We start from the raw sequence: 13,210 nt of genomic DNA on the forward strand, positions 1-13,210 counted from the left end.
GAAAAAGGGGGGGTGTGCCGGTTGTTCCCGCCGCGATCGTCGGTCTATTATCCATCGGACAACTCGAAAATCGACGAAGGACGCGGATGATCGCACAGAACCTGTTGATCATGCTGGTGATACTGCCGTTTCTTGCGGCGGGGATCGCGGCCACCCTGCCGGGTGACTCCCGAAATTCCGAGGCATGGATCTCAGGTCTGGCCATGGTGGCCATGCTGGGCATTCTGGCGGCCCTGCACCCCGAGGTGCAGGACGGCGGCAAGATCATCGCACAGGTCAGATGGGCGGATTCCATCGGCCTTGGCCTCAGCTTCCGGCTGGACGGCTTTGCCTGGCTGTTCATGGTGCTGGTCGCGGGCATCGGCTTTCTGGTCGTGCTATATGCGCGTTACTATATGTCGCCCGACGATCCGCTCGCGCGCTTCTATGGCTGCCTGCTGGCCTTTGCCGGCGCGATGAGCGGGGTGATCCTGTCGGGCAACATCATCCAGCTTGTCGTGTTCTGGGAACTGACCAGCCTGACATCCTTTCTGCTGATCGGCTATTGGCAGAACCGCTCGGACGCCCGCGACGGGGCGCGCATGGCGCTGGCCACGACGGCGGCGGGCGGGGTCTGCCTGCTGGTCGCGATGATCCTGCTGGGGCAGGTCGTCGGCAGCTATCAGCTGGATGCGGTGCTGGCCGCCGGGGCCAAGATCCGGGGCAGCGCGCTGTATATGCCGATCCTGATCCTGTTCCTGCTGGGCGCCTTCACCAAATCGGCGCAATTCCCGTTCCAATACTGGTTGCCCAATGCCATGGCCGCGCCGACGCCGGTGTCGGCCTATCTGCATTCCGCCACGATGGTAAAGGCCGGGGTGTTCCTGCTGGTCCGCTTTGAACCGGCGCTTGGCGACAGTCAGGCGTGGTTCCAGATCGTCACGCTGATCGGCATGCTGACCATGCTGATCGGCGCGGTCGCGGCCCTGTTCCAGCACGATCTGAAGGGGTTGCTGGCCTATTCGACGATCAGCCATCTGGGCCTGATCACCGCACTGGCCGGGATCGGTTCCGAGGAGGCGATGGTCGCCGCCGTGTTCCATATCGTCAATCATGCGGTCTTCAAGGCATCGCTGTTCATGACGGCGGGCATCATCGACCACGAAACCGGCACGCGCGACATGCGCAAGCTGTCGGGGCTGTATCGCTATATGCCGGTGACGGCGACGCTGGCGATCATCGCCTCGGCCGCGATGGCGGGGGTGCCGCTGCTGAACGGTTTCCTGTCCAAGGAGATGTTCTTTCAGGCGGCCTATGAATGGAACAACGGCACGCCGCTGGACGATGCCCTGCCCTATCTCGCGACGCTGGCCGGGGTGTTCAGCGTCGCCTATTCGCTGCGCTTCATCGTGTCGGTCTTTTTCGGTCCGGAACCCAAGGGCCTGCCCCATACCCCGCACGAGCCGCCCGCGCTGATGCGCGGACCCGTGGCCGTTCTGGTGGTGATCTGTCTGGCGGTCGGCATCCTGCCGCAACAGATGGTCGGGCCGGAACTGAAAACCGCGATGATGTCGATCCTTGGCCCGGATCTGCCCTATTACAGCCTGAAAATCTGGCATGGCGTCAACGCCGCCCTGATCATGAGCGGCGTCGCATTCGCCGCGGGCATCATGATCTATCTGGCCGGTCATGGCCGGTTCGAGAAGATGCCCGAAGGCCCGCCCCTGCTACGCAACCTGTCCGGGCGCGCGGCCTATGACTGGGTCATGTCCACCGTCATGCTGCGCTACCCGCGCGAGATCCTGCGCGTCACCACCGCGCCGGGCCTGCAGGTGCAGCTGCGTTCCATGGTGCTGCTGACGCTGGCCGCGACCTGGTTCGCGCTGTCGCGGCTGGAATGGAACATCCCGATGCCGACCTTGTCGCTGCCCGAAACGGTCTTTGCCCTGCTGTGGATCGTCGGCGCGATCTGCGCCATCGGCGCGGCATGGCAGGCCAATTACCACCGTTTCGCCGCGCTTGTCCTGCTGGGCGGCGCGGGGCTTGTGACCTGCGCGACCTTTGTCTGGCTGTCGGCCCCCGACCTTGCCGTGACGCAGTTGCTGGTCGAAATCGTGACCACGGTGCTGTTGCTTCTGGGCCTGCGCTGGATGCCCAAGCGCGACCCCGACATTCCGCGCGACCAAAGCCTGCGCGCGCGTTTCCGGCGCCGGGGCGACCTGCTGATCGCGCTGATCTGCGGCAGCGGCGTCACCGCGATTGCGCTGGCGATCATGCTGACCCCGCCCGGTGCCTCGGTCGGGGACTGGTTCCTGCGTCATTCCTATTCGGAAGGCGGCGGCACCAATGTCGTCAACGTCATCCTGGTCGATTTCCGCGCCTTTGACACCTTTGGCGAAATCACGGTTCTGGCCATCGTCGCGCTGACCGTCTTTGCCCTGCTGCGCCGTTTCCGCCCGGCGGTGGAAAGCGCCGAAAAGCCCTCGCCGCAGCGCCATGCCACAGGATCGACGCTGTATAACTACCTGTATGTGCCGCAGATCATCATGCAATGGCTGTTCGCGCCGATCATCATGCTGGCGGCCTATCTGTTCTTTCGCGGCCACGACCTGCCCGGCGGCGGCTTTGCCGCGGGCGTGACGCTGGCCATCGGCCTGCTGCTGCAATATCTGGCCGCCGATGTCCGCTGGATCGAGGCGCGGCTGACCGTCCTGCCGGTGCGCTGGATGGCGGTGGGTCTGGCGGTGGCCTCGGCCACGGGTGCCGGGGCGTGGATCTTTGGCTATCCCCTCCTGTCGGCCCATGCCCGCTATCTGGATCTGCCGCTGATCGGTCAGGTGCCGTTTTCCACCGCGATGCTGTTTGACCTTGGCGTCTTTTCGCTGGTCGTCGGCGCCATCGTCCTGATGTTGATCGCCATCGCCCACCAGTCGATGCGCCTTGGCCCGCGTCAACGCAGATCCGCCGAAACCGAGGAGCTGGACCAACTGGAAGAAGCGACCGAGGAAGCCCCGCAACCGGAAGCCCCGCATCAGGACATTCCGCGCCCGGCAGCCCCCCTCGCCACCGGAGGAGCCGCCTGATGGAACTGATCCTGTCAATCGCGATCGGCGTGCTGGTCGGCTCGGGCGTCTGGCTGATCCTGCGGCCGCGCACCTTCCAGCTGATCATCGGGCTGTGCCTGCTGGCTTATGGCGTCAACCTGTTCATCTTTGCGATGGGCCGGTTGTATGTCGGCGCCGCGCCGATCATGCCCAAGGGCGGTTTCGTCGACCCGAACGCCTATGCCGACCCCCTGCCACAGGCGCTGGTGCTGACCGCCATCGTCATCAGCTTTGCCACCACCGCCCTGTTCCTTGTCGTGATGATCGCCTCGCGCGGGGTGACCGGGACGGATCATGTGGACGGGAAAGAACGCGACAAATGATGCCAGAAGAAATCTACGTCCCGACCCATCTGCTTGTCGCGCCGGTGCTGATCCCGCTGGTCGCGGGTGCCCTGATGCTGTTTTACCACGACCGCTACCGCCAATTGAAACTGGGCCTTGGCACGGCCGCGCTGCTGGCGCTGCTGGTCGTGTCGATCGAAATGATCTCGCGGGTCAAGGGCGACGGCGGCACCTTTGTCGGCACCTATCTGATGGGCAACTGGCCGGTGCCGGTGGGCATCGTTCTGGTGCTGGACCGGCTGTCCGCGATGATGGTCATGCTGACCACGCTGCTGGCGATTCCGGCGCTGATCTATGCGGCGGCGGGCTGGCAGGGCAAGGGCCAGCATTTCCACAGCCTGTTCCAGTTCCTGCTGGCCGGCGTCAACGGCGCCTTCCTGACGGGCGATCTGTTCAACCTGTTCGTGTTCTTCGAGGTGATGCTGGCCGCATCCTACGGGCTGATGCTGCACGGTTCGGGGGTCGAGCGGATCCGCCACGGCATGCATTACATCGCGATCAACCTTGCCGCATCGCTGCTGTTCCTGCTGGGCGCGGCGCTGGTCTACGGCACGGCGGGCACGCTGAACATGGCCGATATCTCGCGCGTCGTGCCCCTGCTGGAGGGGCCGCAGCGCGCGCTGTTCCACGCCGCCGCCTGTTTCCTGGGGCTGGCCTTCCTGATCAAGGCGGCGACCTGGCCCTTGTGCTTCTGGCTGCCGGGCACCTATGCGGCGGCCTCTCCGCCGGCGGCGGCGACATTCGCGATCATGACCAAGGTCGGGCTGTATGTGATCCTGCGGCTGATGGTGCTGACCTTCGGGGTCGATGCCGGGGCTTCGGCGGGATTCGGCGCGCCGGTGCTGATCCTTGGCGGGCTTGCGACAATGGCCTATGGCACGTTCGGCATTCTGGGCGCGACGGGATTCCGACCAAGGGCGGCTATGTCTCGCTGATCTCATCGGGGACGGTGCTGACGGCCATCGGCTTTGCGCTGGTCGGGGGCGGTGCGCCGGTGCTGTCGGGGGCGCTGTATTACCTGATCGGCTCGACCGTCGCGATCGGCGCCTACTTCCTGCTGGCCGAAATCGTGTCGCGCGATGATGCCGACCAGCATGTCGACGACGAGCCGACGGCCAAGGGCGCCGATACCGTCGCGGGCGACCGTTGGGCGCCGATGATGGGCACGGTCGAGGATGAGATCGCCCCGGCCAGCGAACGCACGACATCCTGGACCACCACCGCGATCTGCTTTGCGCTGATCGCGGTCATGCTGGCGGGCCTGCCGCCGATGCCGGGCTTCATCGGCAAATTCGCCATGCTGTCGGGCGCGATCCGTGAAAACATCGCGGTCAGCGGCGTCATGCCGGGGATCCTGTGGGCCTATGTCGCCATCGTGATCTTTTCGGGCTTTGCCGTGCTGATCGCCATGGTCCGCATCGGCATCCGCCGTTTCTGGGCGCTGGAGGGCCCCGCCCCCAAGGTGCTGGCGCTGGAAATCGGTCCGGTCGTCCTGATCCTTACGATGATCATGCTGCTGACCGTCAAGGCCGATCCAGTGCTGCGCTATACGCATGAAACCGCATCGACCCTGCTGACGCCTTCGGTCTATCGCGATGCGGTGCTGGCCGCGCCGGTCGTCGAGAATGTGGAAAGGGTCGCAAGATGAGGCGTTATTTCCCCCATCCGATCCTGTTCGTCGGCCTGATCTTCATGTGGCTGATCCTGACGCGGTTTTCGCTTGGCAACCTGATTTTGGGCGCCGCGATTTCGATGGTGGCAAGCTGGGTGGTCAGCCGCCTGCGCCCCAAGCGCGTCGTCGTGTACAGCCCGCTGGCCGTGGTCAAGCTGTTCTTCATCGTGGGCTATGACATCATGATGTCGAACCTTGCCGTCGCGATGGTGATCCTGCGCGGCCCGGCCAGCCCGGAACGCACGCCCGGCTTCATCCAGTTGCAACTGAAGCTGCGCGACCGCAACGGCCCGGCCGCGCTGGCCGTCATCATCACCGCGACCCCCGGCACCGCCTGGATCGAACACGACCCCGAAGACGGCCGCCTGCTTTTGCACATCCTCGACCTCAAGGAAGAAGACGACTGGCAAAAGCTGATCCAGAACCGCTACGAAAAGCTGCTGATGGAGATCTTCGAATGAGCGTGAGGCTGTTGGAATTCGCCCTGAACTACGCGCAGCTTTGCATGATCGTAGCCTTTGCGCTGGCATCCTGGCGGATGTTGCAGGGGCCGCGCGCGCAGGATCGCGTGCTGGCGCTGGACACGCTTTATGTCGATGCGATGCTCTTGTTTCTGGTCATCGGCATCGGCAACGGCAACCTGTTTTTCTTCGAGGCGGCCGCCGTCATCGCCGTGGTCGGCTTTGTCGCCACCCTGTCGCTGGCAAAATTCCTGATGCGCGGCGAGGTGATCGAATGAACCATCTGGAAAGCCTGCCCCCCTGGGCCGCCATCATCATCGCCTTTTTTCTGATCCTGGGATCGACCCTGACCCTCTTGGGCAATATCGGGCTGTGCCGGTTCCGCAGCTTTTACGAAAGGCTGCATGCGCCCACGCTTGGCACAAGCTGGGGCACCTGTGCGATCATGCTGGCCTCGATGCTGATGTTTTCGCTGCTCAACAGCCGCCCCCGTGCTGCATGGAGCTGGTGATCGGCCGTCTTCATGATGGCAACGGCGCCGGTGACGCTGATGCTGTTGGGCCGCGCCGCGCTGCGCCGCGACCGCGACCGCGAGCTGATCATCGACAAGAACGCGCTGGATCCCCATGCCGAAAAGGGCGACACCAAGGACATCGAACCCGAGCCGGTGGCCGATCCGGTCGCCGATACGCAGGGCGATTACGAACCCGGCAAGGGCCGCGCGAGGCGTGATCCCTGATCCGCGGCATGAAAAAGCCGCGCGGATTGCGCGGCTTTTCCATTGGCCGGCGCGAGTCAGGCCCGGCGGGACTGGGCCAGCACCTGTTCGACATCCGCCATATCGACCCCGTCGGTGACAAAGGCCCAGCCGATCCCGCGCGCCAGAATGAAACGCAGCTTGCCGTCCAGCACCTTTTTATCCTGCGCCATCAGGGCGATCAGCGCCTGATCGTCGGGCAGGTCGCCGGGAATGTCGGCGATGCGCGTCGGCAGGCCCATGGCGCGAGATGCGCCTCGACCCGCGAGGGTCTCCACGGCTGCACAGGCCCATGCGGGCAGAAGAGGTCAAAGGCCGGGTGCAGCCGATCGCCACCCCTTCGCCATGCAGCAGCCGGTCGGAATAGCCCGTGGCCGATTCCAGCACATGCCCGAATGTATGGCCAAGATTGAGCAGCGCGCGTTCGCCCTGTTCGGTTTCGTCGCGCTGAACGATCCCCGCCTTCATCGCGACCGAATGGCGCACCGCCTGCGCCCGCCGCGCCGGGTCGGATGCCAGTCCAGCGGCGTTCCCCTCCAGCCATTCAAAGAACCGGTCATCGCCCAGCAGACCGTATTTCGCGACCTCGCCATAGCCTGCGCGGAAATCGCGCGGGGTCAGCGTGTCCAGCACGTCGATATCGGCCAGGACCAGCGCGGGCTGGTGAAAGGCGCCGATCAGGTTCTTGCCCTGCGGGCTGTTGATGCCGGTCTTGCCGCCCACCGAACTGTCGACCTGCGCCAGAAGCGTCGTCGGGATCTGCACGAAACGCACGCCGCGCCGCAGGATCGCCGCCGCGAAACCGACCAGATCGCCGATCACGCCGCCGCCAAAGGCGATGACCAGGTCCTTGCGCTCGATCCGCTGCGCGAGCAGCCATTCGACGGTCTGGCCCAGCCTGTCCCATGATTTCGTCGCCTCTCCGGCGGGCAGGACCAGCGCCTCGGCCTGAATGCCCGCCTGCGCCAGCGCCGCCTGCAGCCGGGCCAGATGCAGCCCGGCCACGGTGTCGTCGGTGACGATCGCCATGCGCCGCCGGCCGAACAGCGCCGTGATGCGCGCGCCCGCCTGATCGATCAGCCCGCGCCCGATCTGGACGTCATAGGCGCGGTCGCCCAGATCGACATGAACGGTCTCGGTCGGCGAAAGGGCGGTGTCGGTCATGTCGGCTCCAGAATGTCGGGGCGGGTTTCGCGGATGGCGCGCAGCACGCGCTCGGTCGTCTGTTCGACCAGATCGGCGCGGCGCACGGCGACGGTGATATCGGCCAGCCGGTAGACGGGCAGTCGCTCGGCCAGCAACCGCTCCAGCGTGCCGCGCGGGTCGGGGGTCTGCAGCAAGGGCCGCGTCGGGCGCATCCTGACCCGGTGCCACAGCGTCTCCAGATCGGGGTTCAGCCAGACGGACACGCCATGCGCCGCGATGCGGTCACGATTTTCCGCCCGCAACCATGCCCCGCCCCCGGTCGAGACAACGCAGGGTTCCCCGGTCAGGACGCGGGCCAGCACCTCTGATTCGCGGGCGCGAAAGAAATCCTCGCCGTCACGGGCAAAGATTTCGGTGATGGTCATGGCGGCGGCGCGTTCGATTTCCGCGTCGGTGTCGACAAAGGGCACCAGCAGCTTGCGCGACAGGTCGGTGCCGATGGCGGTCTTGCCCGCGCCCATCATCCCGATCAGCACAATCTTGCGACGCATTCATCTTTCCTTCAGGCATTTCGCGAAAAGCTGTGCCTGAATGGCGTGATCTTTCGCGGAATGCCATATATATTTCCACTTGAGCGGCGTAAGACCGCGTTCGGCAATACGGATTTCTGAGGCAAAGGACCTGGCATGCAGCTTCTTCGGGTGATCATTGTTCTGGTGGTTCTGGCGCTGGCCGGACTGGCCGGATATGCCTATCTGGGCGATATGCGCTCGGCTCCGGCGGAAATGCGTGTGCCGGTCCAGCTGGATCTGAATGCCGCGCAGGGTGCCGCGCCTGCGGCAGCGCCGACAGCCGCCGAACCGCAGCCGGCCAGCGATCCGGCACCCGCGCAACAGGCGCCTGCGGAAGAAGGCAGTCTTGACTGACCCCCGCCCCGCCCCCGAACTTCGACCCGCCGTCTTTCGGCCTGTCGTCTTTCGGCCTGTCGTGACGTCCGTGCTGGCGACGCTGGCCCTGATCGCGCTGGCCGTCGGGGCAGAGGCGCGGCCGCCGCTGTCGGCCAGCGACTGGCTGTCGGGCAGCGTTCAGGAACCGCCCAGCCAATCGGGCTGGCGCCCCGGCGATGCGGGACCGCGCAACGCGGCGCGCAAACCTTCGGATCTGGCCCGGACCGGATCGGTCGAACCCGTCGGCGTGCGCAGGCTGGGTCAGGCCAATTCCGACGCGACGGGCACGGTTTCGCCCGCACCGCGGGCCTGCCCGCCGATCTGTGGGGCGACAGCGATGCGACCCTGCTGGCGCGGATGATCCAGCGCCAGAACCCCCAGCTTCCCGCCTTGCGCCGCCTGTTGCGCCGCGTGCTGGCCGCCCGGCTTGACGCCCCCCGCATCATCGAAAAAGGGAGCGAGGGCACGCTGTTTCTGGCCCGCGTCGACAAGCTGCTGGACATGGGCGCGACCCGCGCCGCGCAGGATCTGCTGCAGGCGGCGGGCCCCGGTGACCCGCAGCGGTTCCGCCGGCTGTTCGATATCGCCCTGCTGTCCGGCGACGAGGCCCGCGCCTGCGAGATCATGGACAAGACCCCCGGCATTGCGCCCAGTTTCGCGGCCCGGATCTTTTGCCTGGCGCTTGGCGGCGATTGGGCGGCGGCCGCGCTGGTCCATGCCGGCGCGGAAACCCTTGGCCAGCTTGACGCGGAAACCGCGATGCTGATGACGCATTTCCTGGACGATGCCTATGTCGACAGTTCGGAAATGCTGCCCCCCCCCACCACCGTCACCCCGCTGACCTTTCGCCTGCACGAAGCGATTGGCCAGCCCCTGCCCGCCAACAATCTGCCGCTGGCCTTTGCGCTGTCCGATCTGGACAATCGCGGCGGCTGGAAGGCGCAGCTTGACGCGGCCGAGCGGCTGGCGCGGGCGGCGGCCATACCGGCCTCGCAACTGCGCGACATCTATGTCGCCCAGAAACCCGCCGCCTCGGGCGGGGTCTGGGACCGGGCGGCGGCGGTTCAGACGCTGATCGCGGCGCTTGGCACGCGTGATCGTGCCGCCGTTGCCGAAGCCCTGCCCCCCGCCTATCGCGTGATGAACGAGGCCGGTCTGGGCAATGCGCTGGCCGATATGGTCGGTGCCGGAACCGCCATGCTGGAACTGCCGGGCGAGGCGGGCGTGATCGCCATGTGCCTGGCGCTGGCCGCCCATCAGGTCCAGACGATCGAGATCCTGCCCGAAGACGCCACGACTTCGACCGCTGGCTGGTGTCTTTCGCCTCGGGCGACCCGAAACCGCCGCTGCCCCCCGCCGATCCCGCCAGCCCGGCGGCCATTCCTGGCCCCGGCCTTCATCGGCGATGCCAGGGCCAACCTGCCCGAATCCGCCGCCCGGATGATCGACGAAAACCGGCGCGGAGAGGCGCTTTTGGCCGCGATTGCCGATGTCGATTCCGGGCTGGAGGGCAATCTGGTCCGCGCCGCCGGCGGGTTGCGCACGCTGCGCGCGCTTGGTCAGGGCGAGATCGCGCGTCAGGCGGCGGTCGAACTGATGCTGGCGCCGCGCGTTTCGGGCCTGCGCTGATGGCAGCGCGCGCCGGAATGGCGGCGGATCTGCGCCGCATTTCCGCCTTTCTGGACGCGCAGGCGGCCAGATCGAGGGCGGCGCGCAACACGCTTCTGGCCTATGGCCGCGATCTGCGTGATTTCGTCGAATGGATGGGCAAGGATCAGGACCTGACCTCGATCACGCGCGAGGGGGTCGAGGATTATCTGCTGTTCTGCGACGCTCAGGGCCTGTCGCGCGCCACCCGCGCCCGCCGGCTGTCGGCGATCCGCCAGATCGTGCGCTTTGCCCAGCAAGAGGCGTGGCGCGAGGATGACCCCGCCGTCCGAATCAGCGGTCCGGGCCGCGCGCAACGCCTGCCCCGCACGCTGGATCGTGCCGAGGTTCAGGCCATGCTGGACGCCATTCCGCATCTGGGCCAGGGCGAGGTTGAACGCAGCCGCAATCTGGCCCTGTTCGAAATCCTGTATGCGACCGGGATGCGGGTCAGCGAACTGGTCTCGCTGCCGGTCACGGCCTGTCGCGGCGACCCCGAACTGCTGCTGATCCGGGGCAAGGGCGGCAAGGAACGCATGGTCCCGCTGAGCGCTCCTGCCCGGCTGGCGCTGACCGCCTGGCTGAAATGGCGCGACAACGCCCCGGCGGACAGCGCGCTGGCGCGGCTGGTGGCGGGCAAGGGTGCGAAATGGCTGTTCCCCGCCGCCAGCGCCGAAGGGCATATGACCCGCCGGGCCTTTCACGGGCTGACCGGCCAGATCGCGGCGGCGGCCGGGATCGACCCTGCCCGCGTGTCCCCGCATGTCATCCGCCACGCCTTGCGACCCATCTGCTGGAAGGCGGGGCCGATCTGCGCGCGATCCAGACCCTGCTGGGCCATGCCGATCTGGGCACGACGGAAATCTATACCCATGTTCTGGATGCGCGGATGCGCGATCTGGTGCTGAACCACCATCCGCTGGCCCAATCCGCAGCCCCCGAAACGGACAGCGAGGGTTGAGGGCGCGACCCCGGTTCCCTGCAGGCGACAGCGCCACGCATACCATCGCGGGATCAGGCGCGAAACAGCCCCCAGAATATTGACGATCAGGACATCGGAACACAGTCCCTGTGCGAATTGCCGCACATGGCTACAGCCGCCACCCGCATCGCATCGACGCGCGCGGGATCAGGCACTGTCCCGCGCCCGTATGGCACGGCGCAGGTCGCGGTGGGTGTTTTTGAGCAGATCCAGCCCCGACCAGCAGGACTTGGCCGTCCCGAAATGCGCCCGCGCCCGCCGGAAATCGCCAACCGCAATCGCGCGGCGCACCGCCGACAGATGCAGCAGCGCATTGTCGGGCGCCAGTTCCAGCGCCGCATCCAGCCAGCGCGCCCCCGCCTTTGCATTGCTGGCGCGATAACAGCAATCGGCCAGCCGCTTGCGGGTCAGCGGATCGTCGGGGCGCAGCCCTTCCAGCCAGTGCAGCAGTTGAAAGGCCCGGCGCAGCTTGCCATGCAGTCCCAGTTTCGACGCACAAAAGCCCAGGATTTGAAAGCTCCGATCATCCAGCGCCCCGGGCTTTTCGCCATCGGCTAGGCGGCGTTCGTAATCGGCCAGAAGATCGGCCCCGATCGCGGTCTTTTGCCAGACCGGAGGGGTGCGCGGCAGGCTGTCGCGCAGGTTGTTGCTGTCCAGAAGCTCGGACCAGTCGGACAGGAAGGTCCAGACCGGCAGCGCGCGGGCATCCTTGTCGCGCTGATCCACCATGGAGGTGGACACCCCCGGATCGGGGGCCGTCGCCAGCAGATCGACCAAAGCCGTTGGGAACATCAGCGCCCGCGATGCCGGGCCGTCTCTGGACAGGACCTTATAGGACAAGAGCGGCATCAGGGGCCCGCCGTTGGCGGTAAAGGCAACGGTCAGAAAGGTCGCGTCATCTTTGGGCAGGGCCGCGTCATCGCGGCTGCCGGCTCTGGAAAGCCGCGCCATTTCCATCAGTTGCAGCGCGGATTGGCGCTCCGTATTGCGCAGCTTTGGATTGTCGAGGGCCTTTTGCGCCAGCTTGCAGGCCTGCGCGCGCTTGCCCGCCGAAAAGGCCGCCATCCCCAGCCAGTATTGCACAAAGGGAAAGCGGTCGAGAAAACCGGCCGCAGGACGAAAGCGGTCCAGCAGTTCCGGGGCGCGACCGCTGCTGATCGCATGCTGGGTGGCGAAAACCATGGATTGGGCCAGATCGCCGGGCGCGTAAAAGCTGTCCGGGGCGGACATCACCCGGTCCAGCAGTTCCTGATAGGCCCTCACCCGCGTATCGGCGCCAAGCCCCCCGGGCAGGGGCATGACGCGCGCCCGCCCGATCATGGCCGCCGCCGTCGAAAACGCGCTGGAAACCGGGGCAGCGATCACGGTGCAGCGCGACATCAGCAGCAATTCCAAGGCGTCGCGTTCGGGCAGCGTCAGCCCCTGATCGGCCAGCAGCCGATCGACGGGCAGGATGCGCGGGTCGCCCCGGGCCAGATGGGTGACGGCGGCGGGAGTGTCGGAAAAGGCCAGCACCGGGCCGTCATGCTGCGCCACGAAATGGCGAAAGAATTCGTCCGGCACATATTTCGCCTGCCACGACCGATAGGACCACGGCACGCCGTCCAGAATATCGCCGCGCCGGACATGGATCGCCGCCGCATCCCTGCGCCCGAGCTTTTCGATGGCATCCTTCGCACGGTCCAGGGCCGCGCGCAGCCGTGGCGCCAGTGGCAGGTTGGCGACGATGTCATGCAGGGCGGCGCTGACCTCTTCGGGGGTTTCATCGGCAAAGCGCGTCGCCTCGATCATCGTGCCGCTGAGAAAGATCTCGCCCCGGTTCAGGGCATTGGCGAAATGTTCGGTCGTGTTGACCTGCGCCACCGAAGACAGCGCCCGGCGCCCGACGACATCGGGGTGATCGCGGATGACCTGAATATAATCGCGCACCAGTTCCGGCATGAAAAAGGCCGATGGATCGGTCAGTTCCGGGTAGGGACCATCGGGCTGCGACAGCCACAGGCAGCGCGCGGGCACATCAAAGCGCCGCGACAGGCGGATGATGTCCAGCAGACAGATCAGCCGGGCGCCAAGCCGGTCCTGACGAAAACCGACGATTGGAAAGTCTTGACCCATTGATCGAGAAACCTTGTGAAACCTGAACGTCATGGCGTGATGGGTTGCAACCTTGC

13 protein-coding genes and 2 pseudogenes are annotated in these 13,210 nt (G+C 66.2%); 12 read left to right on the plus strand and 3 right to left on the minus strand.

Going from position 1 to position 13,210, the window contains the following annotated elements; genetic code table 11:
* Positions 1-86: 86 nt before the first annotated feature.
* From PE067_RS04615 to PE067_RS04650, 8 genes are read left to right on the plus strand one after another with little or no spacing between them, the layout of a single operon-like run.
* Positions 87-3,062: a monovalent cation/H+ antiporter subunit A gene (locus PE067_RS04615; protein WP_276188035.1), complete on the plus strand. Its 2,976-nt coding sequence runs from the start codon at positions 87-89 to the stop codon at positions 3,060-3,062.
* On the plus strand, positions 3,062-3,406 hold the full coding sequence (locus PE067_RS04620) for a Na+/H+ antiporter subunit C (protein WP_276188036.1): 345 nt from the start codon (positions 3,062-3,064) through the stop codon (positions 3,404-3,406). The genes PE067_RS04615 and PE067_RS04620 overlap by 1 nt, the downstream gene beginning before the upstream one ends.
* Positions 3,403-4,362 carry a proton-conducting transporter membrane subunit gene (locus PE067_RS04625; protein WP_276188037.1) on the plus strand — a complete coding sequence of 320 codons (960 nt, stop codon included), beginning with the start codon at positions 3,403-3,405 and terminating at the stop codon, positions 4,360-4,362. Before PE067_RS04620 ends, PE067_RS04625 begins: the two co-directional genes overlap by 4 nt.
* Positions 4,363-4,376: 14 nt before the next feature.
* Positions 4,377-5,075, plus strand: coding sequence for a hypothetical protein (locus tag PE067_RS04630; protein WP_276188038.1), 699 nt, complete (start codon positions 4,377-4,379; stop codon positions 5,073-5,075).
* Entirely contained in the window at positions 5,072-5,560 is a 489-nt protein-coding gene (locus PE067_RS04635; protein WP_276188039.1) for a Na+/H+ antiporter subunit E, read from the plus strand. Before PE067_RS04630 ends, PE067_RS04635 begins: the two co-directional genes overlap by 4 nt.
* Positions 5,557-5,838, plus strand: a complete 282-nt coding sequence (locus tag PE067_RS04640) for a K+/H+ antiporter subunit F (protein ID WP_276188040.1) — start codon at positions 5,557-5,559, stop codon at positions 5,836-5,838. Before PE067_RS04635 ends, PE067_RS04640 begins: the two co-directional genes overlap by 4 nt.
* Positions 5,835-6,071: a cation:proton antiporter gene (locus PE067_RS04645; protein WP_276188041.1), complete on the plus strand. Its 237-nt coding sequence runs from the start codon at positions 5,835-5,837 to the stop codon at positions 6,069-6,071. Before PE067_RS04640 ends, PE067_RS04645 begins: the two co-directional genes overlap by 4 nt.
* 12 nt (positions 6,072-6,083) lie before the next feature.
* The gene (locus PE067_RS04650) at positions 6,084-6,299 is read left to right on the plus strand and encodes a hypothetical protein (RefSeq protein WP_276188042.1); all 216 of its coding nucleotides are present in this window, start codon (positions 6,084-6,086) and stop codon (positions 6,297-6,299) included.
* A gap of 56 nt (positions 6,300-6,355) precedes the next feature.
* Here PE067_RS04650 and aroB read toward each other — a convergent pair.
* Positions 6,356-7,481, minus strand: a pseudogene (gene aroB, locus PE067_RS04655) (3-dehydroquinate synthase).
* Positions 7,478-8,014, minus strand: coding sequence for a shikimate kinase (locus PE067_RS04660; protein ID WP_276188043.1), 537 nt, complete (start codon positions 8,012-8,014; stop codon positions 7,478-7,480). Before PE067_RS04660 ends, aroB begins: the two are co-directional and overlap by 4 nt.
* A gap of 135 nt (positions 8,015-8,149) precedes the next feature.
* Here PE067_RS04660 and PE067_RS04665 point away from each other — a divergent pair, with 135 nt between their 5' ends.
* From PE067_RS04665 to PE067_RS04680, 4 genes and pseudogenes are all read left to right on the plus strand, one after another.
* Positions 8,150-8,389, plus strand: a complete 240-nt coding sequence (locus PE067_RS04665) for a hypothetical protein (protein WP_276188044.1) — start codon at positions 8,150-8,152, stop codon at positions 8,387-8,389.
* Positions 8,382-8,771: a hypothetical protein gene (locus tag PE067_RS04670; RefSeq protein ID WP_276188045.1), complete on the plus strand. Its 390-nt coding sequence runs from the start codon at positions 8,382-8,384 to the stop codon at positions 8,769-8,771. The genes PE067_RS04665 and PE067_RS04670 overlap by 8 nt, the downstream gene beginning before the upstream one ends.
* Positions 8,768-10,039: a hypothetical protein gene (locus PE067_RS04675; RefSeq protein WP_276188046.1), complete on the plus strand. Its 1,272-nt coding sequence runs from the start codon at positions 8,768-8,770 to the stop codon at positions 10,037-10,039. Before PE067_RS04670 ends, PE067_RS04675 begins: the two co-directional genes overlap by 4 nt.
* Positions 10,040-10,056: 17 nt before the next feature.
* Positions 10,057-11,018: pseudogene (locus PE067_RS04680) on the plus strand (tyrosine recombinase).
* 168 nt (positions 11,019-11,186) lie between these two features.
* Here the strand turns inward: PE067_RS04680 and PE067_RS04685 are convergent.
* A complete protein-coding gene (locus PE067_RS04685; protein WP_276188047.1) occupies positions 11,187-13,154 on the minus strand; it encodes a hypothetical protein in 1,968 nt (655 codons plus the stop codon).
* Between the last annotated feature and the right edge of the window lie 56 nt (positions 13,155-13,210).

This window comes from Paracoccus sp. DMF-8, from assembly GCF_029309835.1.
Taxonomy (GTDB): Bacteria; Pseudomonadota; Alphaproteobacteria; order Rhodobacterales; family Rhodobacteraceae; genus Paracoccus.

Excerpts from the sequence above, each read along its gene's own strand:
- PE067_RS04675 (WP_276188046.1), top strand. The coding sequence starts at position 8,768 with ATGATCCAGCGCCAGAACCCCCAGCTTCCCGCCTTGCGCCGCCTGTTG.
- PE067_RS04625 (WP_276188037.1), top strand. The coding sequence starts at position 3,403 with ATGATGCCAGAAGAAATCTACGTCCCGACCCATCTGCTTGTCGCGCCG.
- PE067_RS04645 (WP_276188041.1), top strand. The coding sequence starts at position 5,835 with ATGAACCATCTGGAAAGCCTGCCCCCCTGGGCCGCCATCATCATCGCC.
- PE067_RS04640 (WP_276188040.1), top strand. The coding sequence starts at position 5,557 with ATGAGCGTGAGGCTGTTGGAATTCGCCCTGAACTACGCGCAGCTTTGC.
- PE067_RS04685 (WP_276188047.1), bottom strand. The coding sequence starts at position 13,154 with ATGGGTCAAGACTTTCCAATCGTCGGTTTTCGTCAGGACCGGCTTGGC.
- PE067_RS04635 (WP_276188039.1), top strand. The coding sequence starts at position 5,072 with ATGAGGCGTTATTTCCCCCATCCGATCCTGTTCGTCGGCCTGATCTTC.
- PE067_RS04650 (WP_276188042.1), top strand. The coding sequence starts at position 6,084 with ATGATGGCAACGGCGCCGGTGACGCTGATGCTGTTGGGCCGCGCCGCG.
- PE067_RS04620 (WP_276188036.1), top strand. The coding sequence starts at position 3,062 with ATGGAACTGATCCTGTCAATCGCGATCGGCGTGCTGGTCGGCTCGGGC.
- PE067_RS04665 (WP_276188044.1), top strand. The coding sequence starts at position 8,150 with ATGCAGCTTCTTCGGGTGATCATTGTTCTGGTGGTTCTGGCGCTGGCC.
- PE067_RS04660 (WP_276188043.1), bottom strand. The coding sequence starts at position 8,014 with ATGCGTCGCAAGATTGTGCTGATCGGGATGATGGGCGCGGGCAAGACC.
- PE067_RS04615 (WP_276188035.1), top strand. The coding sequence starts at position 87 with ATGATCGCACAGAACCTGTTGATCATGCTGGTGATACTGCCGTTTCTT.